This window comes from Paenibacillus sp. NPDC056933 (assembly GCF_042674385.1).
GTDB lineage: Bacteria > Bacillota > Bacilli > Paenibacillales > Paenibacillaceae > Paenibacillus.
This window is the reverse complement of the sequence record NZ_JBHUQN010000001.1, coordinates 2535630-2560734: the sequence shown is the minus strand read 5'-3', so window position 1 is coordinate 2560734 and position 25105 is coordinate 2535630. Positions and strand designations below refer to the sequence as shown.

At 47.6% G+C, this 25105-nt stretch carries 21 protein-coding genes; 5 read left to right on the top strand and 16 right to left on the bottom strand.

Annotated elements, in window-relative coordinates; genetic code table 11:
• The first annotated feature begins 32 nt into the window (after positions 1–32).
• Positions 33–806, top strand: a complete 774-nt coding sequence (locus tag ACFTRD_RS11415) for a helix-turn-helix transcriptional regulator (RefSeq protein WP_379379831.1) — start codon at positions 33–35, stop codon at positions 804–806.
• 84 nt (positions 807–890) lie between these two features.
• On the opposite strand, the gene ACFTRD_RS11410 is transcribed toward ACFTRD_RS11415, so the two are convergent.
• Positions 891–2411 carry a glycoside hydrolase family 43 protein gene (locus ACFTRD_RS11410; protein WP_379379829.1) on the bottom strand — a complete coding sequence of 507 codons (1521 nt, stop codon included), beginning with the start codon at positions 2409–2411 and terminating at the stop codon, positions 891–893.
• Positions 2412–2608: 197 nt separating this feature from the next.
• On the opposite strand from ACFTRD_RS11410, the gene ACFTRD_RS11405 reads away from it, so the two are divergent.
• Positions 2609–3556, top strand: coding sequence for an AraC family transcriptional regulator (locus ACFTRD_RS11405; protein WP_379379827.1), 948 nt, complete (start codon positions 2609–2611; stop codon positions 3554–3556).
• Here ACFTRD_RS11405 and ACFTRD_RS11400 read toward each other — a convergent pair.
• The 5 genes from ACFTRD_RS11400 to ACFTRD_RS11380 all read right to left on the bottom strand — a co-directional run bounded on the left by ACFTRD_RS11400 (position 3528) and on the right by ACFTRD_RS11380 (position 9292).
• Positions 3528–4583 (bottom strand): ABC transporter substrate-binding protein, encoded by a 1056-nt coding sequence (locus tag ACFTRD_RS11400; RefSeq protein ID WP_379379825.1) that lies wholly within the window; start codon positions 4581–4583, stop codon positions 3528–3530. The genes ACFTRD_RS11405 and ACFTRD_RS11400 overlap by 29 nt on opposite strands.
• 25 nt (positions 4584–4608) lie before the next feature.
• Entirely contained in the window at positions 4609–5577 is a 969-nt protein-coding gene (gene yjfF / locus ACFTRD_RS11395; RefSeq protein ID WP_379379823.1) for a galactofuranose ABC transporter, permease protein YjfF, read from the bottom strand.
• Positions 5567–6607, bottom strand: coding sequence for an ABC transporter permease (locus ACFTRD_RS11390; protein WP_379379821.1), 1041 nt, complete (start codon positions 6605–6607; stop codon positions 5567–5569). The genes yjfF and ACFTRD_RS11390 overlap by 11 nt, the downstream gene beginning before the upstream one ends.
• 5 nt (positions 6608–6612) lie before the next feature.
• Positions 6613–8124 (bottom strand): sugar ABC transporter ATP-binding protein, encoded by a 1512-nt coding sequence (locus tag ACFTRD_RS11385; RefSeq protein ID WP_379379819.1) that lies wholly within the window; start codon positions 8122–8124, stop codon positions 6613–6615.
• A gap of 151 nt (positions 8125–8275) precedes the next feature.
• On the bottom strand, positions 8276–9292 hold the full coding sequence (locus ACFTRD_RS11380) for an ABC transporter substrate-binding protein (RefSeq protein ID WP_379379817.1): 1017 nt from the start codon (positions 9290–9292) through the stop codon (positions 8276–8278).
• A 257-nt stretch (positions 9293–9549) separates the two neighbouring features.
• Here ACFTRD_RS11380 and ACFTRD_RS11375 point away from each other — a divergent pair, with 257 nt between their 5' ends.
• Genes ACFTRD_RS11375 through ACFTRD_RS11365 form a run of 3 tightly spaced genes read left to right on the top strand, consistent with a single transcriptional unit; the run spans position 9550 to position 13920 of the window.
• Positions 9550–11376 carry a cache domain-containing sensor histidine kinase gene (locus tag ACFTRD_RS11375; protein WP_379379815.1) on the top strand — a complete coding sequence of 609 codons (1827 nt, stop codon included), beginning with the start codon at positions 9550–9552 and terminating at the stop codon, positions 11374–11376.
• Positions 11360–12943 (top strand): response regulator, encoded by a 1584-nt coding sequence (locus ACFTRD_RS11370; protein ID WP_379381314.1) that lies wholly within the window; start codon positions 11360–11362, stop codon positions 12941–12943. Before ACFTRD_RS11375 ends, ACFTRD_RS11370 begins: the two co-directional genes overlap by 17 nt.
• A complete protein-coding gene (locus tag ACFTRD_RS11365) occupies positions 12940–13920 on the top strand; it encodes a sugar ABC transporter substrate-binding protein (RefSeq protein ID WP_379379813.1) in 981 nt (326 codons plus the stop codon). Before ACFTRD_RS11370 ends, ACFTRD_RS11365 begins: the two co-directional genes overlap by 4 nt.
• A 418-nt stretch (positions 13921–14338) precedes the next feature.
• On the opposite strand, the gene cydC is transcribed toward ACFTRD_RS11365, so the two are convergent.
• From cydC to ACFTRD_RS11315, 10 genes are all read right to left on the bottom strand, one after another.
• The gene (gene cydC, locus ACFTRD_RS11360; protein ID WP_379379811.1) at positions 14339–16096 is read right to left on the bottom strand and encodes a thiol reductant ABC exporter subunit CydC; all 1758 of its coding nucleotides are present in this window, start codon (positions 16094–16096) and stop codon (positions 14339–14341) included.
• Positions 16093–17934, bottom strand: a complete 1842-nt coding sequence (cydD, locus tag ACFTRD_RS11355) for a thiol reductant ABC exporter subunit CydD (RefSeq protein WP_379379809.1) — start codon at positions 17932–17934, stop codon at positions 16093–16095. Before cydD ends, cydC begins: the two co-directional genes overlap by 4 nt.
• 67 nt (positions 17935–18001) lie before the next feature.
• Positions 18002–19018: a cytochrome d ubiquinol oxidase subunit II gene (locus ACFTRD_RS11350; protein WP_379379807.1), complete on the bottom strand. Its 1017-nt coding sequence runs from the start codon at positions 19016–19018 to the stop codon at positions 18002–18004.
• A complete protein-coding gene (locus ACFTRD_RS11345; RefSeq protein ID WP_379379805.1) occupies positions 19015–20379 on the bottom strand; it encodes a cytochrome ubiquinol oxidase subunit I in 1365 nt (454 codons plus the stop codon). Before ACFTRD_RS11345 ends, ACFTRD_RS11350 begins: the two co-directional genes overlap by 4 nt.
• Positions 20380–20992: 613 nt before the next feature.
• The gene (locus ACFTRD_RS11340; protein WP_379379803.1) at positions 20993–21322 is read right to left on the bottom strand and encodes a TlpA family protein disulfide reductase; all 330 of its coding nucleotides are present in this window, start codon (positions 21320–21322) and stop codon (positions 20993–20995) included.
• Positions 21315–21533 (bottom strand): hypothetical protein, encoded by a 219-nt coding sequence (locus tag ACFTRD_RS11335; protein WP_379379801.1) that lies wholly within the window; start codon positions 21531–21533, stop codon positions 21315–21317. The genes ACFTRD_RS11340 and ACFTRD_RS11335 overlap by 8 nt, the downstream gene beginning before the upstream one ends.
• Positions 21534–21544: 11 nt before the next feature.
• Complete coding sequence (gene ccmA / locus ACFTRD_RS11330) at positions 21545–22258, bottom strand: heme ABC exporter ATP-binding protein CcmA (protein WP_379379799.1); 714 nt, start codon at positions 22256–22258, stop codon at positions 21545–21547.
• Positions 22251–23072, bottom strand: a complete 822-nt coding sequence (locus ACFTRD_RS11325; RefSeq protein ID WP_379379797.1) for an ABC transporter permease — start codon at positions 23070–23072, stop codon at positions 22251–22253. Before ACFTRD_RS11325 ends, ccmA begins: the two co-directional genes overlap by 8 nt.
• Positions 23073–23097: 25 nt before the next feature.
• Positions 23098–23673 carry a nitrous oxide reductase accessory protein NosL gene (locus tag ACFTRD_RS11320; RefSeq protein WP_379379795.1) on the bottom strand — a complete coding sequence of 192 codons (576 nt, stop codon included), beginning with the start codon at positions 23671–23673 and terminating at the stop codon, positions 23098–23100.
• A complete protein-coding gene (locus ACFTRD_RS11315) occupies positions 23670–25028 on the bottom strand; it encodes a right-handed parallel beta-helix repeat-containing protein (RefSeq protein WP_379379793.1) in 1359 nt (452 codons plus the stop codon). The genes ACFTRD_RS11320 and ACFTRD_RS11315 overlap by 4 nt, the downstream gene beginning before the upstream one ends.
• Between the last annotated feature and the right edge of the window lie 77 nt (positions 25029–25105).

Sequence of the window (25105 nt, the reverse complement as noted above, 5' to 3'; positions counted from 1 at the left end):
AAAATTGATCTATTCCAAGATTGGAGAATCTTATGAATACTATTTTTTATGTCGGTTACGATGCCGCTCATCCTGCTGATTTCATTTATGACATACCCGAAGGTCATGATTTCTGGCTTCTCATTCTTACACAGACTCCGGCGGAATTCTGGATAAATGGTGAGATAAAAGCATATCCGGCCAATTGTGCCGTCTTATACCCGCCTTATCAGAAAATCATGTATCGTGCATGCTCGGATCAATACGTGAATGACTGGGTGCGATTTCTTTCCGATGAATCGTATGTACTGGAAACAGCTATTCCGTTGGGCACTCCCATTCTTCTTCCGGATCCCGGTTATTGTCATCAGTTGTTTCAATTGCTGGCTACCGAAAATTTTCTTCAGTGTGACTACCGTGAGCTCTCCATTGATTATTTGTTTCGGATTATGTTTAACAAGCTTCTCGAAGCCTCTCAGTCCATCGAAAATAAGCCTCATTATCAGGATCTTCTTCATTTGCGGAAAGCCATTAACCACAATCCGGGCCTAGAATGGAGCGTTTCTATCATGGCTGACTATGTTCATCTTAGTCCAGGCTATCTGCAATCATTATATAAGACCACATTTGGCATTTCCTGTATGGAAGATGTCATTCAATCCAGAATTCGTCTCGCCAAAGAAAGACTGATCCATGGCCAGTCCAGAATTTCAGACATCAGTGAACTTTGCGGTTATCGGAATGTGGAGCATTTCTCCAGGCAATTCAGACAAGTGGTCGGCTGTACACCGCGCAGTTATCGCAGATCCATCATTTCTCCGTCCTAACGGACTTGCAGAAGATCCTCCTTCAATGGACATAAAAATTCCGCCGGGAGCTCATTGCCGGCGGAACCATGGTCAAGTTCAATCTTATTTTTGATCAAATCTCCATTGGCTCATGCGAATGAGAGGCTTCTCATTCGTTCTTCCACCAACCACAATATATAAATCATGAACGCCCTGCGCGCCTGTAACTGGGGCTGAGTATTCCTGACACGTATTGCTCATGTCTGATGCATGAATGAGAAGCTGCCCGATTAATGGTCCGTCAGGATGATCCAGGCGAAGGGCTACAAAACCCTCGGTACCGCTATTGGAGATCGTTGCGCTAAAGCTGGCTGCTCCTTCATAACCAAAATCAACCTGTGACAGAGCGATCCAGCTGCCATTTTCCATATCCGTGACGATAACCTCCGATTCATCACGAGAAGATTCAGTACCATATGAGTTGACTCTCGCCGTCTTCACTCCCGCACTCCATCCCATGGTCGCAGCATTTACGCGCTGAAATGGGTTAAACAGCTTTACCTGATCAACCCCTTGATAATCTGCATCCATCTCATAGATGTGTCCGTCAGACTCACCGAAGTGAATTCGGTTCAGATGTGTGGAACGATAGCCGTCAGGGACATCCAGAGCTTGGGATAAAGTCTGGGCGTGATAAGCCATGTACCAGTGCTCCGCAAATTGAAATATGGCATGATGGTTATTGCCGCCGACGCCAAAAAAGTGCCCCGGATTTTTGAGAATACTTCCTCTATACGTCCAAGGTCCCATTGGCTGGTCGCTTGTCATATAAGCAATTTCACCAGCCGGCGGACTGCCCTCTGGGCGAATGCCTTCGTGAAAATTGGAGCAGTACGTGAAGTAGTAAATGTTGTTATATTTGTGTATCCCCGCATCCTCAAACATGTACGGGGCAGGGATAACCTTGGCCCGGCCTACTACACTGGTCATATCATCTCCCAATCGCATGACTCTTGCCGTGTCGGGTCTCTCTGCTTGTCCTTCCGGAACTCCACCCCCGAAATAGATATAACCTCTGTGATCATCATCGACCAGCACAGCCGGATCGAACACCCACGGCACACCTTCAACCCCAGGAGTCTCGCTGGTAATTAGTGCTTTTCCAATAGGATCTGTCCAGGGTCCTACCGGACTTGGGGCAGACAGCACCCCAATACCGCTTCCATTATTGGAGAAATACAGGAAAAATCGGTCCTCACCATCCATGATTTGATGGGCAGCAGCGGGCGCCCAGGATTGCGTAGCCCATGTAGCTGCACCTTGCGGTCCGGCAACCTGAATTTCGCCGTGATCGATCCAGTTGAGCAAATCATCTGAGGAGATGATGGTAATGCGATTGATGGATTTGAAGCTGTTATTCTGAGGAAGACCGTCCGCATCCTGCTCCAGTGTATCACTTGTCATATACAAATAGACCCGATTATTAAACACAAGGGCATAAGGATCGGCTCCAAATTTATGGGCAACCAGCGGATTTCCGTTTGGAGGCATTTTACCGATAGGTGACTTAATACTTGACGCATAGGTAGACGCTGCGCTTTTTCCCGTTTGTTCCCCGGCATTGCTTATCGAATTATTGTTCATTGAAAGATTCCTCCATTAAACGTTAATGTATGACCCATGAATAGAGCTGCATTATCCTTGTCTCAGGTACAAGTTATAAACGAAACCGTTTGCAAGAATGGGTGCATCATGATAGGATGATTACATTTTAAGGTAAACCGAGTGCATTTTCATTGCGTATTCCGCTCTGTTTATTGCGTGAAAGGACGAGGTGCTTTGTGAACGGACCCTATTTGTATGATCCCATCCGACCTGAACTCTTATATCTGCACCGCGTGACCACATACAAGCTGGAATCCTCTTATCATCACCACGATGCCTATGAGATCTACCTTTTCCTTCGTGGTAACGTTAACTTTTATATTGAGAATCGCTGTTACCATTTGGAACCGGGCGATTTGCTTGTCATTTCTCCGGAAGAAATGCACCGTTCTTTTATCATGGACGAATCCGAATATGAACGAATTACCATTAATCTCAAGAAATCATACTTGCAACGGCTCTCCACTACGGCAACAAATCTGTCCGCATGTTTTGATTATCGTCCAAAGGGAAAAGGAAATATCGTACATTTGCACGATTGCCAAATGAAGCAGTTCCTTCAGCTGGCTGAAGAGCTGGAGTATGCTCTTGCTTCGGACGCGTATGGAATGGACATCAAAATCAATGCAGCGATTGCGCAGCTGCTGGTACTGATTAATCAGTCGTTTCACGATACAACCTTTACTCCTACGGACATCATGCCTGAGATTGTTCGTCAAACGATGGATTATGTTGAAGCGCATATCACACAGGAGATTACACTTCCGATGCTTGCCGAGACGTTTTATCTGAACAGTACCTATATTAGCCGCCAGTTTAAAAAGCATACCGGACTGACGCTTCGCTCTTACATCCTGAATCGGCGTATTGAGCTCGCCAGATATTACCTGTCGGACGGGATGAGCATTACGGATGCCTGCTTCCAGTCGGGATTCAGCGACTATGCCAACTTCATTCGCAGTTTCACCAAGGTCGCCGGAATCTCTCCGGGCAGATTTGTCAAACAAAAGCGAAGTCCTGCCGAGCTATTCTTTTCCTTTGAGAATCATACACCGAAAAAAAACCGCCCTGCGGACGGATACAACGCTTATGCCCCTAATAGCGACGATGGGCCAATTCCATAGCCGCCAACTCCTGTGGAAAAATATCCTCTGAAGGAACCATGCGCTTAGGGAGAGTTTTTCCCGCCATGATTTCTTTGGTGGCTTGCATAAGCAAGGGGCCGAGCAGCGGATTGCACTCAACAACGGCGTTGATTTTCCCGGCAATCATCTGTTCAAAGGCTCGTCTAGTCCCATCCACGGAAATAATAATAATATCCTGACCGGGTTTGAGGCCTGCCTCTTCAATCGCCTCCACTGCACCAATGGCCATATCATCATTATGAGAGTACAGCAACTGCGGCCACTGGTCTGGAGGAAGATCAAGAAAGGCTTGCATTGCCTTTCTCCCGCCTGTTTGGGTAAAATCGGCAGATTGGCTTAGCCCAATTTGAAATTGGTTCTTGCCCGCAATCGTATCCCGAAAACCGCGTCCGCGGTCAATGGAAGGTGTAGAGCCAACTGTCCCTTGCAGTTCAGCGATTTGAATGGCTCCTGACGTATGCCGCATTTTATCCATCATATATTTCGCCGCTTTAACACCTTCTTCGTAAAAATCCGAACCAATCAGCGTTACGAAGAGTGAAGGGTCTTGGATTTTCACAGAACGATCCATTACAACGACTGGAATGCCTGCTTGCTTAACCTCCTGAAGCACCTCCTCCCAGCCACTTTCCACAACGGGCGCAATCGCAATGACGTCCACCTTTTTGTCGATGAACGAACGGATAGCTTCAAACTGCTTGGTTTGGGATTGTTCTGCATTCGCGGTGATTAGAGTGATACCGGCTTCCTCAGCAGCTTCCCGAATGGATGCAGTATTCGCTTCCCTCCAAGCGCTTTCAGAGCCTAGCTGGGAGAAACCGAGGATGATAGACCTCTCCGTTGTTGATGTAGTAACAGGAGGGGTTTCGATCTTCACAGGCAAGCTTTCCACTGAGCTTGAGGACTTGGCGCCTGGTGTTCCTTCATCAAAGCACCCTGCCAAGAGGAAAGCGGTCAGAAGCAATCCCCCTAACAGAATCATCCATTTTCTCATCATAATCATCATTACACAGCCCCCCTCCTTCAATTCACTACAACTTTACGGAAGAACGCCTTGAACCTAAAAGTCGCTGCAACAAAATAAAAACAAATAACAGGAGACCAATCGCAATTTTGGTCCACCAGGAGCTGAGCGTACCTTCGAAGCTGATCATCGTTTGAATGATGCCCTGAATCAGTACACCGAAGAAGGTCCCAAATATGTAACCCACCCCTCCGGTCAATAACGTACCTCCAATAACCACTGCCGCAATCGTATCCAATTCAAAACCAACCGCATGCAGGCCGTAACCGGACAGCATATAAAATGTGAATACAACCCCTGCAAGTGCTGAACAGAATCCGCTCAGCGCATAGATCATCACTTTGGTACGAGCCAAAGGCAATCCCATAAGAAGGGCCGATTGTTCATTTCCGCCAATGGCATAGACGTTGCGTCCAAACCTTGTGTAATGAGCGATGTATATGGCAGCACCAGTCACAATCAGGGCAATAACTGCGCTGATGGACAGATAGCTGCCTCCTGGAAGAGGAATTTTGGTTTGTGCTACTGCGGTATAAAATGCATGATCGATCGTTATCGTATCTGTACTGATAACATAACATAAACCTCTGGCCAGAAACATGCCAGCAAGGGTTACGATGAACGGCTGGATTTTAAAGTAGTGGATCATCGCTCCCATCGCTCCGCCAAAAACGACTCCCATAATCAGAACAAGCGGGATAACGACAATCGGAGACCAGCCCTGCTGTTGTACCAGGCTTGCCGAAACCATCGTGGATAACGCAATCATGGAACCAACCGACAAATCAATGCCTCCTGAAACGATGACAAACGACATGCCTACAGCTGTAATCAGTAAAAACGCATTGTCCACCAGCAAGTTCATCAGCACCTGCATGGAGAAAAAACCGGTGTACCGGAAGGCACCCGCACCAAACATGATCAAAAACAACAATATCGTAACGGCAATAGGAATAAATCTGCGATTAAGAGACATGGCGAGCCACCTCCTTCTCTCCAGGATAATGCCGAGTCTTCCAGCGAGCGGTAAGTGTATGGCGGAACGTGTCTGACTGAATCAGGCAAACGGCTAGAACAACAACGGCTTTGACAACTAGTGTGATCTCCGGCGGAACACCGATCATGTAGATCGTTGTGGTCAAGGTCTGAATAATCAATGCACCAATCACTGTCCCCATAAGGTAAAAGCGCCCCCCGTTAAGAGAGGTGCCACCGATAACAACCGCCAAAATGGCATCCAACTCATACCAAAGCCCGGCGTTGTTCCCGTCCGCACTGGACACGTTGGAGCTTAACAGCAGTCCGGCAATGCCGGCACAAACCCCACAGAACAGGTAAACAGCCAGAATCACGCCTTTGGCACGAATACCTGCCATCAGGCTGGCAGTCGGATTACAGCCAACGGATTCAATGAATATGCCCAGTGCCGTTTTACGTGTGATCAGGATCGCGATGACCAGCAAAACGATAACTATGAAGATGGAAAAGGGCAGGTTAAACAGTGAGCCTGTTCCGAGATAAGCGTAGTTGGCACTGCTGACCGTAACAATTTGACCATCTGTAATCAATTGTGCAATTCCACGCCCGGCAACCATCAGAATCAATGTAGCAATGATGGGCTGGATGCCTGCAACAGATACGAGCAGACCGTTCCATACTCCCAGCACCAGTGATAAACCGATTGCAAGCAAAATGGCAGTAACGATCAGGCTGATCGCATTTTGATTCGCAGCTTTGCTGATGGTCAGACAGGCCACAGCACCGGAAATGGCCACAACCGAACCGACCGAAAGATCAATGCCTTTCGTAGCCACCACCAGGGTCATGCCAATGGCTACAGCAATCAGTGGCGCACCAAAATTAAGAATATCAACCAGACTGCCGTACAAGTGCCCCTCCTTCATAGAAATAGAGAAGAAATCAGGCGAATACAGCAGATTAAACAGCAGCAGTCCGGCGAGAACGGCAAGCGGCCAAAACAGATGATGTTTCAACATATTTTTCATCAGACTCACCCTCCTGCGATGGCTTTCATCATTTGCTGCTGGTTCAGATCCGCACCGGAAAGCTCATCCACTTTATGTCGGTCCCGCATAATCGCAACCCGGTCGCTGACCCGCAGTACTTCCTCTATCTCTGAAGAGATAAACAGCACCGACATTCCTCCCCGCGAGAGCGAGAGCACCAGCTTCTGGATCTCGGTTTTGGCTCCAATATCAATTCCGCGGGTAGGCTCATCAAGAATAAGCAATTGAGGTTCGGTCAGCAGACAACGGGCCAGCAGCACTTTCTGCTGATTGCCTCCGCTCAGATTTTTGACCAGATGCTCCGGATTGGGCGGGTTAATGTTCAGCATGCGAATATAATGCTCAGCCAGCTCAAGCTGGTTTCTGCGAGATATCGTCCTGAAAATGCCCTGCTTGGCCTGCAAAGCCAGAATAATATTCTCCCTCACCGTCAAATCGCCGATAATGCCCTCAGTTTTCCGGTTTTCCGAACAAAAAGCAATCCTCTGCTCAATTGCCTCGCGTGGAGAATGGATAGTTCCTTCCCTGCCCGAAAGGATCAGTTTGCCCGAGTCCGATTTGTCGGCTCCAAAAAAAAGACGCGCCATCTCCGTTCGTCCTGACCCGAGCAGTCCTGCGAGACCTACAACTTCACCTGTACGAATAAACAGATCAAACGGCTTGATTCCGCCAGTTCGCCCCAACCCTTCTGCTTTCAGCAATACTTGCCCGACAGCCTTGGTATCCGCCGCTTCCAGATGAGGCAGTTCCTCCAGCACATTCAGATCCTTCCCGATCATGTGAAGCACCAGATCCAGTCGCGTGAGATGTTCCGCCATAAATTCACCCACCCACTCTCCATTTCGGAGAATGGTTACCCGGTCTGAAATGTCGTACATCTGATCCAGAAAATGCGTGACAAATAAAATCGCCAGTCCATCCTTTCTTAATTGGCTCATAATCTGAAACAGCTGCTGTACCTCGTTCTGATCCAGACTTGATGTCGGTTCATCCAGAATCAGCACATGTGCCGAAATATTCAGCGCTCTTGCAATGGCAATCAACTGCTGCACCGCAACCGAATAGCTCTCCAGTGGCTGAGTTACATCAATAGAGAGCTGGAGTCGATCGCGCAGCAATTCCTCGGCCTGGCGGTTGATGTCCTTCCATACAATTTTTCCGAATTTGCGTGGCTCCCTGCCGATAAAAATGTTCTCTGCAACTGTCAAATTGGGGCACAAATTAACCTCCTGATAAACCGTGCTGATGCCTACGGCTTGTGCTTCCAGGGGACTTTGTATGACGACTGGATTACCACTCATTTCCACCATGCCTTCATCAATGGAATACACACCTGTCAGCACTTTAATCAGCGTAGATTTACCCGCCCCGTTTTCACCCATTAGAGCATGTACTTCACCGGGAAACAGGCGCAGACTGACATCGCTCAGTGCTCTGACTCCAGGGAAGCGTTTATGAATATGTTTTAATTCCAGTATGGGTATCGATGAGCTCATTCTCGCAACCACTCCTTTATTCACCTACGTATACAAGCATTTTACATGTGGGCGTACGACTCAACCCTGCAAAGAAAGGGCCTCTCACGAAAAACTGAAGGCCCTGTCCGTTGGCTTTAGGGAATCGCCCCCGCCATGTGAGTTTTAAGTTCTAATATTGACGTTCAGGCAATGCCTGCTTGGCTTGTTCGGAGGTAAATGTCGTTTCATCCACGACAATTCGTGCCTCAACAGCTTTATCATCTACCACGCTTTGCACGATATCCATCAACTGCGGACCGAGAAGCGGATTACATTCAACGATAAAATTGATCTTGCCTTCACTTGCGGCCTGCATCCCGTCTTTGACTGCATCCACAGAAATAATTTTGATGTCCACGCCCGGCTTCAAACCCGCAGCTTCAATAGCCTGAATTGCGCCAAGAGCCATATCGTCGTTGTGGGCATAGAGCACATCAATTTTTTTATGTGCTTTCAAAAATGCCTGCATGACCTCTTTCCCTTTGGCACGGGTGAAGTCCCCTGTTTGGGAAGCGATGACTTTGAGATTGGGGTTACCTGCAATCACTTCAGCAAAACCTGCCATGCGGTCATTGGCCGGGGCAGAGCCCGTTGTACCTTGAAGCTCAACTATGTTAACTTCTTCTGTCGCGTCTTTATACTGATCTACCAGCCATTGGCCCGCCTTGCGGCCTTCCTCTACAAAATCCGAACCGAGAAAAGTGACATATAGCGAGGAATCCTTGGAATCTACCGCCCGGTCGGTCAGCACCACTGGAATGCCTGCATCCTTGGCTTCTTTAAGCACTGTATCCCAGCCTGATTCGACCACCGGGGAGAAAGAAATAACATCCACCTTTTGCTGGATAAAAGATCGCAGCGCCTTGATCTGGTTCTCCTGTTTCTGCTGAGCGTCCGAGAATTTCAGGGTGAAGCCTGCTTCCTTGGCCGATTCCTGGATCGATTTCGTATTGGCAGTCCGCCATCCGCTCTCGGCTCCAACCTGGGAGAATCCCAATACGATGCTGCTTTTCGCGGAAGAGCCACCCGGGTTGCCTGCGGAATCTGTCTCCTTGGGAGCATCTCCCCCGTTGCTGCATGCGCCAAGCAGTGTGATTGATAGAGCAAGAGCTACCATGGACCCCATTTTCCCCATCCATCTTTTCATTTCAACATTCCTCCCCCTGAGCATTCACCATTTGTTGGTGTGCACTCATTGTAGAAGACGATGATCTTACAGGATATGGATAAATTTGTGCGGAACCTTTTCATTTTTTGGCTTTTTAGTTTCCGATATGGTTTCTGGTGTAAATTTTTAGTCAAATGGTGTAATTTATGATTGCGCTTTCTTTCAATCTGTTATTTATTCTTTATCTGTTATAAAATGTATATTATGTAACGTCAGTTAATGAAGGGATTGTGGCGATGAGAATACTGCGCTGGGCTTTATCCAGTCTCCGAACCAAGCTGATGGCTTTGTTCATTATGCTCACCGTAGTACCCCTGGTGATTGTTGGGCTGATCTCATATCATAAATCCTATACCTCCATATCCAATCACAGCAAAGCTTCCAGCATACTTCAGGCGAACATACTGGCCACCAGCATCGACAATCTGTTCCAGGATACAGAGCGCTTGCTGGAGCTTAGTAATAACCCGAAGGTCATCCATTTTTTGATCTCCCAGTCGGAAACGTACAAGGAAGCCAAACATATTCTGCAAACCTTCGAGCTGTACCGGGATACATACAAGTATGAACATGTGCTCAATGTCAGCCTGATTAATCTGTATGGAAAAGGCATCAGCGAGCGTCGTGGAATTTTTTATACCCAATTCAATCCGATGCGCAATCCACATTTTCAGACATTAACTCAGCGTCCCAATGAGATTCTGCGTGTCCCTCCTCCCCTCATTTCAGAGTATGATCGGGTTGACGGGTTCACCTACGGCGGGCGTGGTGTCATATCCATTATTGCGGCGGTTAAACAACAGGTCACACATGAGCTCGTCGGATTTATTGTTATTGATCTGGACGATTCGTTGATCAAACGATTTTGTGACAAGATGAAGATCGGAAAAACCGGTTTTTTTTACCTGCTTGATGCGTATGGAGAGCCGATCTACGTTCCAAACGTCAGCGTCACAGACAAGGCTTTGATTCGCAGTACTTCTCTTCCTGGGTCGGAAACAGTGCATGACGGTGGATTTGTACTGACGAACAAGGGTCCGCCCCGGTTTGTAGTGCATACCTCCACTCACTCAAGCGGGTGGACGATTGTGGGAATGGCTCCTTTACAGGAAATCGTCGCAGAAGCCAATCGTATCAGACAGTTAATCATTGTCAGCGTTGTGCTGAGTATTGCGTTTGCTATCCTGCTTCATTATTTTCTTACCAAACGGCTTATTGGACCCATTCAGAATTTGCAGCATAAGATGAGGCTTACTGCGAGCGGTTACTTTGGTGCCCACATCACTCCAGAAGGAAACGACGAAATTGCCAATCTGGGGTTAAGCTTTAATATTATGGTGCAGAACATCAAGGAGTTACTGCAGCAAAGCATACAGAAAGAGCGCCTGCTGCAAAAGGCAGAGCTTCGTACATTGCAGGCACAGATCAATCCGCATTTTCTCTACAATACGCTCGATTCCATCGTATGGATGGCGGAAGCTGGAAAACGCGAAGGTGTCATTCAAATTGTGAAAGCGTTATCCGACTTCTTCCATTTTAGTTTGAACAACGGTCGGGATTGGGTGCAGATCCGTTCGGAACTGGCGCACGCGAGCAGTTATCTGATCATTCAAAGCATGCGCTATCGTGACATCCTGGACTACACCATTCAGGTGCCTTCTGAACTGTACGAGTATCCGATTTTGAATATGACCCTCCAGCCTTTGCTTGAAAATGCCCTCTATCATGGGATCAAAAACAAACGTGGCAAGGGCAGGATTGACATCCGAGGTCATATTCATGAGGATTCGATTGTGCTGACGGTTACCGATAACGGCGTCGGTATCTCCCCGGAAAGGCTGGAGCATATCCGCGGTTATCTGGAGCATCCGTCACCATCGGAAACAACTGAAGAGGTGCAGGGCGGCTTCGGGCTGCTCAATGTGCATCAGCGACTAAGGCTTTATTTTGGAGAAACATACGGAATTGAGATTGAAAGCAAAGATGGAGAAGGCACCGAGATTAAGGTTCGCATACCCAAAGACGGGAGGCACCGAATTGAAAAAGGTGATGCTGGTAGATGACGAAATTTTAATCCGTGAAAGCATTCGGGAATGTGTACATTGGGAAAAGGAAGGATTTATATATTGCGGCGATGCTCCTGACGGGGAATTAGCGCTCCCCATCGTAATGGAGCAACGTCCCGACATTCTGATTACGGATATTAAAATGCCTTTTATGAATGGCTTGGAGCTCAGTGCCGCCGTGCTGCAGCGATTCCCGGATATCAAAATTATCATCCTGAGTGGACATGACGATTTTCATTATGCCCAGTCCGCCATGCGTCTTGGCGTGGCAGACTACTGCCTCAAACCGGTCAGTTCCGCCGACCTGCTTCAAATCCTGCATTCTGTCAGTAACCGCATGGATGAAGAACAGCACTTGAAGCGCAAATACGCCTGCACCCCCGAGAAGCTTTATGCCGATCTGTGCGGAGGACTGATCACGGCCGCAGCAGCGCTTGACACAGCTGCCCAGCTTGGACTCCCTTTGACTGCACCTTGTTATACCGTAGCGATTGTAGAATTGGTGCATCAGGACACCTCCTCCAACAGCTCGCTCTATCCTTCACCGGATGAGGCTGATCTGCTGCTGCACGGATTGCTCGCCGGGCTCTCGGAAGTGCTCAGCTATAAGCGCAGCAGAACAGAGGCTGTCCTGATCTTTAGAGCACATAGCCCTGATGGCATGAGTAGCACCCTTGAACAAGCCTGCGACAGGATGAAACATAAGTCGGGAATGACTGGTCTGGAATGGTCCATACATGTGGGGAAATCGAAGGAACGGCTGCAGGACATTCACCTCTCCTATCTGGAAGCAGAGCATGAACGCATCAACACCAAAATGATGAACAGCAAACAAGCTTCGTTTCTGGAAGACTCCTTCGATACCTCTGCCAGCATTTTGCTAGACCGTAATCGGCTCGTTGAATTTCTTAAATTGGGCAACTCAGGGGAGCTGCCAGACTTTCTGGACAAATTTGTTGCAGATCTCGATAAGATGAATTGGCATTCCATGTACACTTACTACGTTGTTCACAATATTTCGCTGGAGCTCGTTCATGCCGGGAAACAGTACTTCCATCCCGAAGAGAATGAGCAACTATTCCTGCAAAAACTGCAAGCGCAAATCGGCCTGATTTCGGGTACCCGGGACTGTCTGAATTATCTTAATAAACTATATGAAGCCTTGTGGCAATGGCGATCTGGCAAACTGGACAAATACCGTGAATTGATCGAGCTGACCAAACAGCTCATACGGGAGCATTATGATGACGAGCAGCTCTCCCTTCAGGATCTCTCGCGAAAGGCCGGAGTAAGCCCAAGCCACCTAAGCAAAATATTCAGTCAGGAAACCGGGCAGACCATGAACGAATTTTTGACAGCCACCCGCATGGGCAAGGCCAAGGAGCTTCTAAGGACAACACGCTGCAAAACCTTTGAGATTGCCTATCAGGTGGGGTATAATGACCAGCATTACTTTTCCAATTTGTTTAAAAAAGTGACGGGCATGACGCCGATGGCCTATCGCAAAGCTGCGGAAATGGACGAACCAGTTTCATCTCCTCCCTCAAGGAGAAAGCAGGTATGATTCATCACCAGCCCAAGATGGCTTCACCTCTCTTTTTGCTTTGTCTTGCCTGTGTTTGGCTTTTGCTTGGTGGATGTTATGGCGCTAATGATTCGTCGCCGCGAAGCGAAGACAATGCTGCCGTGCCTCTTCCTGCGCCCCCCTCTTCCGATAAACAGCTCACATTCGGCATCATCTATCCGATGGTTAATGATACCTATGAGATGATCACCAAGGATGCCGAAGCAGCAGCGGCGGATTACCCTGCCCGCCTGCTGGTTCAGGCTCCGGAGGAAGCCAATGTCGAACAGCAGATGGGGATCATGGAAATGATGATCAAACGTAAGGTTGACGGTATTGCTGTCGCTCCTCTGGATTCACAGGCGCTTGCCCCTGTCATTAACAAAGCGGTATCCCAGGGAATTCCGGTCATATGTTTTGAATCGGATGCACCGTCAAGCAGCCGTCAGGCTTTCATTGGCGCCGACAACGTTAGAATGGGTACGTTGAGCGGTGAAGCCATTAATGAACTGCTCGGCGGGAGCGGCATGATTCTCGTCCAATCCGGTATATCGGATATGCTAAGCCAACAGGAACGAGAGTATGGCCTTCGCAAGTATCTACAGGAGCATACCCGGATCGACATATTGGACATGCGCCATAATGAAGGAAGCGAGGAACATGCCACTCAGCAGTTGGAGCAGATGATTTCGGATCACCCTCATTTCAGCGCATTGATCAATCTGGACTTCATATCCGGTTCAAGCTCGGTGCTTGTTTGGAAGGCCAAAGGGCTGAAACGGTTTAATCTTGCCCTTGGCCTGACCCCGGCTCTACAACAATCGCTGAGCGACGGACAAATATCAAAAATCATTTCGCAGAATGAGCATCAGTGGGGACAAAAGATTGTAGACACCTTGATGCGACTCACCCAAGGAGACTTTGTTCCAGAGAAGCTTAATACGGATGTTATGGTGATTGATGCCGAGGCTCCGTGAATCCTGCGTTGAATGAAATGTTTCAAGAGATCATGCCTACTTCCCGATAGTACAGGACTGACCCGGGGTGCTTACGAGCTGAGGGTAGTCATGCCTTGTATCCTCGTATTCAGCAAGCTAAGGAATCCCACACACCTTTATTTTGAAGTTTGGCCTGATATGAAAAGGCTAACGAATCTCCAGCGACGTTATTCGGGCAGATTCCCGCAGATTCCAGCTAATGAAGGCATACAGCGAGGAAATAAAGCGTCTACGATTCGTTACAATGCTGAATCTGTATAATGGGGTCCAAGAGGGTACGCTTAGTTCGTTTAATGGCAAAAAAGGCCCAAGAACGGCCTCGTTATTTCACCAGAAGCCGTTCTTAGACCCGATTAAAAACCTTTTTTAATCATCCGTTCAAAGTTATATCTTGTCTTTACGCTCTAATTTCTCCGATCAGTTGTCCCTCGATGTTTTTCATCTCATAAAAATAGCCTTTTTGTTCCAGTAACTCTGCATAGGAACCTGCTTCCACTACCCTTCCTTGGTCCATAACGATAATGCGATCCATCTCTTCCAGGCCGGTTAGACGATGACAGATCAGGAGAACGGTATCTTCAGCAGCTTGCGCGTAGAGATGTTTCAACACACGATCTTCTGTAACATAGTCCAGTGAGGATGTAGGTTCGTCCAGAAGCCATAACCGTCCCTTGCGAAGCATCGCCCGTGCCAGAGCCAACCGCTGCTTTTCGCCGTCTGATAGATTCTCTCCTTTTTCATATACGACATCGGTCAATGAGGTATTGGGCAGCTGCACTTTAACCAGAATATCCAGCAATTGTTCATCCGAATGTTCTTCTTCATTCAGCATGAGGTTATCCCGGATCGTTCCCCGGAAGAAATGACTTTGCTGTAACACCACATTAGCCGTTTGCCAAATGCTCTGCTCATCCAGTTCCTTCACCGAAACACCATTTAATCGGAGTTCACCTGTCGTTGGTGCACGTAACTTAAGCAGCAATTCAATTATTGTTGACTTACCTGACCCGCTCGGTCCGACAATCGCTGTTTTGGAGCCTGGCAATATTTGCAGGGAAACATCCTTCAAAGCAGGGTTCCACTCTCCTTCGTATTGAAAGGTAACACCGGAAAGCTCAAGCGAAACGCCTTTGTCATCAGAGAGCACCCCACTGGAATCAAAATTCCTCTTAGCAGGAACATGCACATCAGAGGTCTGGATGGTTTCGGTCTGTACCGTTTCCGACAGTCGTTTGGCTGCATGTTCGCTATCCTGTTTATACAAGGGTAATGTCGCCATTGCCGCAGCTTCTTCGAATACGGTTAGCGAGGCCATGACCAGCATCGCAAGAAACACGCCAGCAAGTGCTCCGTCGATAATGAGATAGGCTCCAAGCACCAGCACCCCCCAGGAGATGAGAAATGTAACCAGAGCGTGCATGGATTGCCCGCGCAGCAGGTGAGCGGCTGCCCGTTGCTGCTCCTCAGTTAATGCAGCGGAAGCCTGCTCAAGCTGCTGCTCCCGCTGTGCCAGTTGGCCGTATATTTTCAAATCCCGGAAACCATACAACACTTCGGTAACTTCCGTGGAAAGTAACGCCCGTTGCTGACGAACACGTCCATGTATTTTCTGCTGCCCAATTAGAACGATTCCCGGTACAACCAATGCCGTTATGAGCATCCCTAGTGCAAACAGACCCGCAATCCAGAAGGAAAAAGCAGAAGTAAACAACACGGTCGCCAAAAAGACCATGACAACAATGATTGGCGGATAAGCAACACGCAAAAAATAATGTTGCAAGCTTTCCACATCCCCGACGATCCGCGCAAGCAAATCTCCGCTTCGATTTTTGTTCAATATACCTGGCGTTAACGGAATAAGCTTGGCAAAAAAGGATGTACGCAAACGGCTTAGCATGGAGAACGTCGCCCGGTGAGAATACAAGCGTTCTCCATAACGACTCGCTGCCCGAAGCAGGCCAAGCAGCTTAACCAGTGAGGTGAGTACAATTAAGGTATACAGCGGTGGAGCAAATACCGTTTGTGAAATCAGATAGCCGCTCGCCGAGAAGAGGGCCACGCCGGCTATGCCGGCAATAAACCCACCTAGAATCGAAAGGACAATATCCTTGCGCTCCTGAATCATTGCTTTGGACAAAATCGCCAGCTCACTCATGCTAATCCACCTTTCCGTTGAACATTAATCATCTCGGCATACTGGGGCAGGCGCTCCAGAAGTTCCTCATGCCGCCCTGAATCAACTAATACGCCTTGGTCCATAAACCAAATATTATCGGCATGTTGTATCGTATACAATCGGTGAGCGACCGTAATCATCGTTGCTGTTTTTGCCAATGTGGCAATGGAGCGCTGGAGAACACGCTCCGTGTGCAGATCCAGTCCCACTGTGGGTTCATCAAATAAAATAACGGCAGGCCGCTTCAAAAATGCGCGTGCCAAGGCAAGCCGTTGCTTTTCCCCGCCAGACAGGCCACGGCCTCCTTCACCAACCAAGGTATCAAATCCGTCCTCCAACTGAGCGGCTAATGCAGTAAGTCCAGCTTCGTCTGCTGCCTGCTCCATTTCAGCTCTGGACACGTTCCGCCCCGCATCAATCGCAATATTTTCAGCAAATGTGCCTGCAAAGATATACGGATGCTGTGTAATGTAGCTTATACGTTCGAACCAAGCGGTCTCACCGTATTGCAGTAATGGGCGATCATTCACCAGAACTTCTCCCGAAGTCGGTTTCAGCAAACCTGCAATCAGATGGAGCAACGTCGTTTTCCCTGAGCCACTTTTGCCCACAATGGCAATGTGTTCTCCCGGACGAAGCTGGACCCGTTCAGTCTCAAGCTTGAATGAATCCGGCGCATAACGAAAATTGAGATGGTCCAATGTAATGAATGGCGACATGGAACAGTCATTAGAACGAGGAATCTGCAATGTGCCTTCCTTGACCTTCCGTGCAATCCGATCATCCATGCTATTGATCTCGTCAATCCCAACGGATGTACCTTGTCCCTCTTTTCCATCTACCGACTTGCTCTCCACAACCGTTTCCTCAAGCATCTGCTCTACCTTACGAATCGCTCCCATACTTGTACGCCCGCTGTGAAAGGCTGTTCCCGTATTTTTCAACAGGCTGTAAAACTCGGGAACCAGCAGCAAAACGAGAAATGCGGTGTGGAACGACATCGATTTGAAAACAAGCAGCTGGATGGCCAGTTCGAGAGCCACAACTCCGATGCTTAGCATTACGATAGATTCAAGCATGAACGTATTCGTAAACGCAATGCGCAAAATGCCCATCGTGGCATCACGGTAACCGAGGCTGCTTCGTTCAATTTCCTGCTGCTGGCGATGAGCCCGTCCAAATATTTTCAACGTTACCAGCCCTTGAAGAGAATCCAGGAACGTACCGGAGAACTCGGCCAGTTGGGCATATTTCTCCTCCGATTTGTTTTTCGTTTTTAGTCCCACTAAAATCATAAACAAGGGGATAAACGGGGCCGTAAACAGCATAATGAAGCCTGAATTGGCATGCTGTGTAAACGTTACTACCAAAATCAGAATCGGAATGATGGCAGCCTCCATCATGCGCGGCATATACAGACTAAAATAACTTTCAGCCTCATCTACAGCATCGAGGGCAACACTGACCTTTCCCCCGGTCTGTCCGCGAAGAGTTGAACGCATCGACGCATGGGTCAAATTTTGCAGTACAGCTGTCCGCATATTCGTCTTTGCACTGGCAGCCATATGCAAACCAACTTTCCCGTTACCATAAGACAGCCCTGTGCGCACGACCATGACAGCCAGAAGCAGCCCGAGCAGCATGACGACCGACGAGAGGGAGGCCTTCTCCACGAAAATCCGTTGGACTGCTTCAGCAAGCAGTGCGGCCTGACTCACAATGGCTGCACCCAGCGCGAGTGAAATGACCGCGAGGATAACGAGACGTTTTCGCTCGCCAGACAATTGTTGAGAGATCAGGCTTGTCTTTCTCTTCATGCGAACTCCCCTCCTTTCAATGAATGCCTATGAGATTACTCCCTTACATCGCTAAAATGAATCCAATTTATTTTTTTCCCTTTACATAATCCGCATCAAACAGAAAAAGTCTGAAGACCAGAATCAGGGAAGGAATCAACATACATATACCACCGATAAACACAACAACCAGTGCGAAGCCCATCGCTGGTGAGGTGACGCTGTTTTGAATCGTAATGTACGGATCAAGGATATAAGGATATTGACCAATTCCGTAAGCGAAAAAGGCACTGAAAAATTGCAGCATGATGCATACAAATGCTAATCCGTAGCGGCGTCCGTTATAGATCAGCCACATGGCAATCATGAAGAAGGCAACGGAAAGGGCTAGCAGCCACCACAGATCCATCATATTTTGAAAATGTCGCTCATTGTGCTGTCCCAAATAAATAAATGCAGTCAGTGCGGTGATAATCGTCGGTGTACTCCAGAACAGGGCATAGGTCCGCACCAGTTTCAACGCAGAATGATCCTCTGCCCGGGATGCATAAAAGGCAAGAAATGAACTGCTAATGAACAAGACAGACACAATCGCCAATCCCACGATGCTCCACGATAACGGATTGGTGAACAGCGTCCAGTAATCCAGAGAAACCGTCGAACCCTCCTTCACGATAAAGCCGCCTTCCGACAGCGTTAGCGCCACTGATAATGAGGCTGGGATAAGCAAACCCGAAGCTCCATATAGAAACAGATACACAATGTTATTTTTGGAACCATAGTTCTCAAAAGCATAAAATGACCCGCGAATGGCGAGCAAAATGACCGCAATGCTTCCCGGTACCAGTAGTGCTGATCCGTAGTAATAGGCCGTGTCCGGAAAGAATCCAACAATCCCAATGTAGAAAAAGACAAAAAATACATTCGTAATCTCCCATACCGGTGATAAATAACGGGAGATCAGACGATTAATCAGGTGATCCTGTTTCGTCAAGCGTGCATAGAAGGCAAAGAAGCCCGCTCCGAAATCAATGGAGGCTACAATTAAATAGCCATACAGGAACAGCCAGAGCACCGAGATGCCAATTAGCTCATAACTCATCATGTACGCTCACCCTTTTCTGTAGACTGATTGCGCTTCTCCTTCATCCATTTCTCCATCTCGACTTCAGCCGGATTATTGTTGAACAAACGTCTTAACACGAGGACACACATGACTCCCAGAACGATGTATAGAAGCAGGAATAAGAAAAATATCATTCGTATATTGGGTGATGAAGTGGCGGCTTCCTCCACACGCATATATCCCCGGATAATCCACGGCTGTCGTCCCAATTCAGCATAGAACCATCCCAGTTCAACCCCGAGAAAAGCCATCGGTGCGCCCAGCGCTATGATCCCAAGCAGCCACTTGTTCAGCTCATTGCGCTTTTTCCAGAACACAAACAGGAAATACAGAACCGAGATGGAGAGCAGAGCGAATCCGATTCCGGCCATTAAATCAAACAGGTAGTGAACGAGCAGCGGCGGCCATTCGTCCTTCGGAAACTCCTCCAGTCCGGTTACCTCTGCATTAAAGTCACTAAAGGCCAGGAAGCTGAGCAGTTTTGGCAGGTGAAGAGCCCCTATAATTTCATGCTCTGCATTCAGCCATCCTAATAAAATCAAATCTGCGCCGCTTTCCGTCTCAAAATGCCATTCTGCAGCTGCAAGTTTCTCCGGCTGATGCTCGGCCAAAAACTTGGCGGACACATCTCCCGCTAACGTGTTCAGCAAGCCGAACAGCAGAACCACCGCCATCATGAGGTTCAAGGCTTTTTTGTGGTAGGCAGATGCCCCTTTTCTCAGCATTGCAAAGGCTGCAATTCCGGCTAACAGGGCAGCTCCCGTCAAATAGGCTGAGCTTAATACATGAAACACCTTGGAGAACGTCGCCGTATTCATCATCGCCTGCACCGGGTTAACCGCTGTGAATTGGCCTGCCTCCATGACGAAGCCTCCAGGCTGATTCATAAATCCGTTCACTGTTGTAATAAACACAGCCGACATGCCTGCCCCGGTGACGATTGGAATTGTCAGCAGCCAGTGAATATACGGATTTTTGAATCGATCCCACGTATACAAATAAATGCCCAGGAAGATGGCTTCAAAAAAGAACGCAAACACTTCCATGAATAGTGGGAGTGCAATCACATTCCCTGCCAGTTTCATAAAATTCGGCCACACCAGGGCCAGTTGCAGTGAAATCGCTGTACCCGTCACCACACCAACCGCCACAGAAATGACAAACCCTCGTGACCACCTCTTCGCCATCAGTATGTAATGGGGGTCCTTCTTGCGAATCCCCATGAACTCTGCAATAGCGATCATTAACGGTACACCGACACCAAGCGTTGCAAAAATAACGTGGAACCCGAGCGTCATACCTGTCACCAGTTTGCTCCACATCACCGTATCGATTGCCATTCTTTACTGCCTCCTTTCAATCTCTGTTCGATTTTCGTAATGATTTTTTACTTCGCATTAGGTCAACCAGCGTTCGGCTACATTCAATATCAGGATTGGATAGGCTTCGCGAGATGGGTGCAGGATTCATCTATAAAGCGTTCCTTCATCTTTGTATATATAAAGAGAATTTTTTCACAAAGTAAGGGGTGAAGAAGGCTTTACAAACCAGCATTGCGCGCTGGCATGCTTTGATCCTGGACTAAGCATGCGTTGAGGAGCCTGTTTTTCCTGTTACTAAAGGGTCAAAGGACTGAAAATGACTTAATAGTTAAAATTATTATATCTTTGTAAGTTAGCAATTCAATCGCTGACACGTCTTCGTCCCTAAATGTTCAAGAAAGGATCAACTCTTTCTGACAACTCGGTGAAAAGCGTAAAAAGTACCCAAAGGAGCTATTGATTCATTGGGCACAACCGTGATATGCATTTTCTTTCCACTATGAGTGCAAGGTGTTTGGAACAACCGTTCGCGGTTGCTCCGATTCGTATAGCAGTCTCCAAATAAAACAAAAGAAGCCACTTTTACAGAGCGACTTCTTTTGTTCTTAAGTATTGGAAGGCTTCCATTCCTTTATTGTACGATCTCCTCCAGCCATTGCTGCAAGGGAATCTCCTCGGTCAACTCACCAAACAGAATGTGGCTGAACATGCCTTTCTGATCTATGACCATCGTTGCTGGCAACCCGGTGATGCGATACAGGCCGGAGACTTTTCCAGTTACATCAATGATAACAGGGAAATCGAATTGCTGTTTCTCCATAAATTCACGAATCGTCCCCTTCGCTTCCCCCACATTGACAAACAGGGTCTCCACGTCATTTTGATATGTCTTAGCGATCTGATTAATCATCGGCATTTCCCTCACACAAGGAGTACACCATGAAGCCCAAAAGTTAATCATGACGACCTTGCCCCGATAATCCGAGAGCCTGTTCTCCGGCTGAGTTAACTGCAGTGAATTCGGGAGCGGCTGCACCTGCTTCGATGGTACCGGTTCTTTTGGGCTCGGATGATGAAGTCCCCTGATACACTGCCCATGCAGCGGTCAGCAAAGCAGCCATTCCAATAAGGATTGTAATCAAACGTCGTATTTTTGGACTCTTTTGTTTCAATCGATTCACCTTCATTTTAAGCCAAGACTATGATGAAAAGCAGCATGAAGCGACCCGAACTGTTGACGAAACTCCTCAGTAGAGCCATCTCCCACATTGCGTCCTTGGTTCATAAAAACAATGTGATCCGCAACATCATCTGCGATCTCAAGCTGATGGGTGGAGAACACGACCATATGTCCCTCCTTCTTGATCTGTTTTATCAGATTTGCAAACTCTTGCATCCAGAAGGGGTCCAGTCCATTCGTCGGCTCATCCATGATCAGCAGCGGAGGCTTGGCCAGCAGAGCCTGGGCGAATAATACACGCTGCCGCATGCCTTTGGAAAAGGTCGTGACCCGCTTATTTTTTTGATCAGTCAAGCCTACCATGGTTAGCACTTCCGTTACTCTCTCATTGGACACTTTCCTTAACGCTGCCCAGAACTGGAGCACTTCCTCTGCCGTCAACCCCTGGTTGAACTGATAATCATCCGGCATATATCCGATCTGTTCCGAATATCGCTTTCGTTCTTTGGACCAGCGCATCTTGTTTACAATGATTTCACCCGAGGTAGGTTGAAGAATACCTGCGAGCATACGCAGAACGGTGCTTTTTCCGGCCCCATTTCCGCCGCATAAGGCAAGCACATGACCGGAAGAAACGCGAAAGGATATACCTTCAACAATCTGTTGTTTTTTTATGGATTTACACAGTCCCACAATCTCTGCTTCCACGTTATCCACGGGAACGCCCCCTTTCCCAGATCACGTAAACCGCCACGATCGAACATGCAATCCACAGCAGGCATATCCCCATAAAGATCCAGCTTCCGCTGGATGGTTGCGCCCAATTTACCCATTGATAATATTCCGGTCCCAGTATGGAGCCCCCGCCAAGTTTGATCACAACAAACAAACGTACCAACTCAGCCGGATTGATGAAGGTTAGCAAGGTGAGTAAGGGTTTTACCCACTGATACGGCATGAGTCCCAGTACGGAGATTAGAAGTGTTGGCCATCCAATCACAGCGAAAAACCAAACGGACACGGATATCGTTAACGCTTGCCACCGATTTTTGGATAACGAACCGATGAACATTGCAATAGTCAGAAATAGCAGGACCAGTCCACAGGAGAATACCAGAAACAAAAGGTACGTCATAACATCTAAAGGGCTGTCCAACCATCCGCTGAGAAGTCCCATCAGACCATATCCGAATGTAACTATAGTCATTAATACAACCGATAGACCCAGATATTTGCCAACAATAAAAGACATCGTGCCGATGGGGTATGTGGATAACAGCTGCCAGCTGCCCTCCTCCTTCTCAGAAGTTAACGAGAACGAGCCCAAGAAGAGGGTCATCAACGGCAAAAGATAAAGAATAAGATTTAACATGGAACCTGTAGTGCCAGAGTATCCTGCTACAAAATTCTGAGAATTAATGATCAGCAGACTCAGGCTAAACACGCAGAAAAGAATCAAAAATGAATAGGCCCAGGGGTTGCGAAATCCCATTTTCACTTCTCGTCGGACTACTTGTAACATATCTCCCATCATGCATCACCATATTCATTGGTCATTACTTATGGCCTGAATCTTCCGTTGATTCGCTTTCCCCATGTGTTTCTTCGTGCATGCCTTCACTCATTCCCTCTTCGGAATGCCCGTGCTCACCCATCATATCCATCATCTCCGTGTTTTGTTTCCAGTCGTGGGAGGCGAGGTCTTCAGCGGTCATAATCGTTCCCACACCCTGCTCGGCAACAAAAGCTTCGGCAGATGGTTTATCCTTAAAATTGAGGATGCCGTAAGCCATCGGTGTACGCAGTGAAGCATCGTATACATAAGTGGCTTTGCTGTACTCAATCCATTCCTTGTCATTATAATCACGAACATAATCCATACCGACGTTATCTGTTCCGTTTTCTTCTTTCCACTGGTGCATACAACCAATGTCATCAAATTTATAATTTTTACCATCTTTCGTGGTAAGCTGTGTCGCATAGGCATCATCCTTCACTTGCATTTTGCAAATGGCGCAGATATCCACGTCTTCATTTATAGGCAATGCCTCGTATTTTTTTCCGCAAGCTGTTAATAACAGCACCCCAAAGAGAAGCACCATAACTGTTTTCAAACTTGTTTTCGTTTTCATTTTCGTAATACCCCCGTATAGATCATAATAAAAGTTGCCATACCCAGCAGGATACATCCGATGATCCAAACTTCAGTTGTCTCTTTCACCGCTTGTGCACCTGTTTCCGCCGCCAGTGATTCCGCTTTCATGCTTATTAACGGCGATCTGTCGGTTGCCCACTCTTCCTTGCCTTCCGTAAACAAGCTGCTCATAAAGAGCATGCCTGGAGATTGAAAGAAAAGCTGATAAGCCGAATTCCGGTTGACCACTTGCTCATAAAAAGGATTAATCTCATAGGAGAGTTCACTAATTCCATCATCGTTCAGGTCAAGACCCTGAAAGGAATCCCAGTAGTTCTCCTTCATCTCATTGTTCCGGCTGTCCATCGCTGAAGCTTCAATCACATTCGAAACAAATTGGTTTCTAATGAATTGGTTGTCCTCTGCCAGAACGAGCTGGATACCAATGAAATTGCGAAGCACCGCATTACGGCGAATTTCATTTCCTGAGGATTCGGCAATGTTCATGCCAACACGATTACCTTCCACAACATTGTTTTGAATCGTGGATCGGTGTACGTCATACAACAAAATCCCTTGTGAATGCACATTTTCGCTCTGTTTACGAAAGGAATTTCCGGATACAACCGTATTCTTGACGCCCATTATCATGGCCCCGGTACTGTTGTTCTCCCCCACATTGTCCACAACAGAAGAACCATCGATATACATACAATGAATTCCATACCTGGTATGAAGCAGCGTGTTACCCCTAACCGTAAGATTACGGCTGTTCTCCAGATAGATGCCATCCCGCATACCTTTTATTTTATTGTTTTCGATGTGATTACGATGGGAGTTGTACAGGTCAATGCCGTTCCCCTTTTGACCACTGGAAGCAGACTCCGGTCCAGCCCATGAAATAGTATTGCTATGTATGAGCCCATCGACGGAACCCCGCAGCACGATTCCAAAACTTTGACTCTGAATATCAAGATCCCTGATCTCTACACGATCTCCTTCAACCTGAATCGCAGCAGTGGGTTCATTCGTAAAGTGTTGAACCGTGAAACCCTGCAATGTCACTCCATCTGAACGAATGGTGATCGTGGATTCAGCTTCCGAATTCAATACCGTTACGGATGAGTCCCCTCGAATGGATATACTCTTGTCTATACTTACGGGACCAGCATACATTCCAGGCTCGAGTACAAGTACTTCACCAGATTTAGAACCATCAATGATTGGCTGGAGTGGAGTAGCGTCTTTTGTTCCAGAAGCAGCGTTTGCAGAATCAAGCGGGTAAGATAATAGGATCGCCAGTATACCCATAATGAGTAATGTGCCTAGGACAATCCGTTTGTTCAACAACATAACCTCCTTCATGAAACACACTGCTCATAGTGTACATAAAAACAAATTTTTACCATATAGCTCAATCTGGCTATAGA

What these genes read in the sequence shown, in the direction of transcription:
- ACFTRD_RS11345 (WP_379379805.1), bottom strand. Translation starts at nt 20,379, where the DNA reads ATGGCAATCGATACGGTGATGTGGAGCAAACTGGTGACAGGTATGACG.
- ACFTRD_RS11375 (WP_379379815.1), top strand. Translation starts at nt 9,550, where the DNA reads ATGAGAATACTGCGCTGGGCTTTATCCAGTCTCCGAACCAAGCTGATG.
- ACFTRD_RS11385 (WP_379379819.1), bottom strand. Translation starts at nt 8,124, where the DNA reads ATGAGCTCATCGATACCCATACTGGAATTAAAACATATTCATAAACGC.
- ACFTRD_RS11410 (WP_379379829.1), bottom strand. Translation starts at nt 2,411, where the DNA reads ATGAACAATAATTCGATAAGCAATGCCGGGGAACAAACGGGAAAAAGC.
- ACFTRD_RS11415 (WP_379379831.1), top strand. Translation starts at nt 33, where the DNA reads ATGAATACTATTTTTTATGTCGGTTACGATGCCGCTCATCCTGCTGAT.
- ACFTRD_RS11340 (WP_379379803.1), bottom strand. Translation starts at nt 21,322, where the DNA reads ATGATTAACTTTTGGGCTTCATGGTGTACTCCTTGTGTGAGGGAAATG.
- ACFTRD_RS11400 (WP_379379825.1), bottom strand. Translation starts at nt 4,583, where the DNA reads ATGATGATTATGATGAGAAAATGGATGATTCTGTTAGGGGGATTGCTT.
- ACFTRD_RS11325 (WP_379379797.1), bottom strand. Translation starts at nt 23,072, where the DNA reads ATGGGAGATATGTTACAAGTAGTCCGACGAGAAGTGAAAATGGGATTT.
- cydD (WP_379379809.1), bottom strand. Translation starts at nt 17,934, where the DNA reads ATGAAGAGAAAGACAAGCCTGATCTCTCAACAATTGTCTGGCGAGCGA.
- ACFTRD_RS11365 (WP_379379813.1), top strand. Translation starts at nt 12,940, where the DNA reads ATGATTCATCACCAGCCCAAGATGGCTTCACCTCTCTTTTTGCTTTGT.
- ACFTRD_RS11320 (WP_379379795.1), bottom strand. Translation starts at nt 23,673, where the DNA reads ATGAAAACGAAAACAAGTTTGAAAACAGTTATGGTGCTTCTCTTTGGG.
- ACFTRD_RS11350 (WP_379379807.1), bottom strand. Translation starts at nt 19,018, where the DNA reads ATGATGAGTTATGAGCTAATTGGCATCTCGGTGCTCTGGCTGTTCCTG.
- ACFTRD_RS11390 (WP_379379821.1), bottom strand. Translation starts at nt 6,607, where the DNA reads ATGAAAAATATGTTGAAACATCATCTGTTTTGGCCGCTTGCCGTTCTC.
- ACFTRD_RS11380 (WP_379379817.1), bottom strand. Translation starts at nt 9,292, where the DNA reads ATGAAAAGATGGATGGGGAAAATGGGGTCCATGGTAGCTCTTGCTCTA.
- cydC (WP_379379811.1), bottom strand. Translation starts at nt 16,096, where the DNA reads ATGAGTGAGCTGGCGATTTTGTCCAAAGCAATGATTCAGGAGCGCAAG.
- yjfF (WP_379379823.1), bottom strand. Translation starts at nt 5,577, where the DNA reads ATGTCTCTTAATCGCAGATTTATTCCTATTGCCGTTACGATATTGTTG.
- ACFTRD_RS11315 (WP_379379793.1), bottom strand. Translation starts at nt 25,028, where the DNA reads ATGTTGTTGAACAAACGGATTGTCCTAGGCACATTACTCATTATGGGT.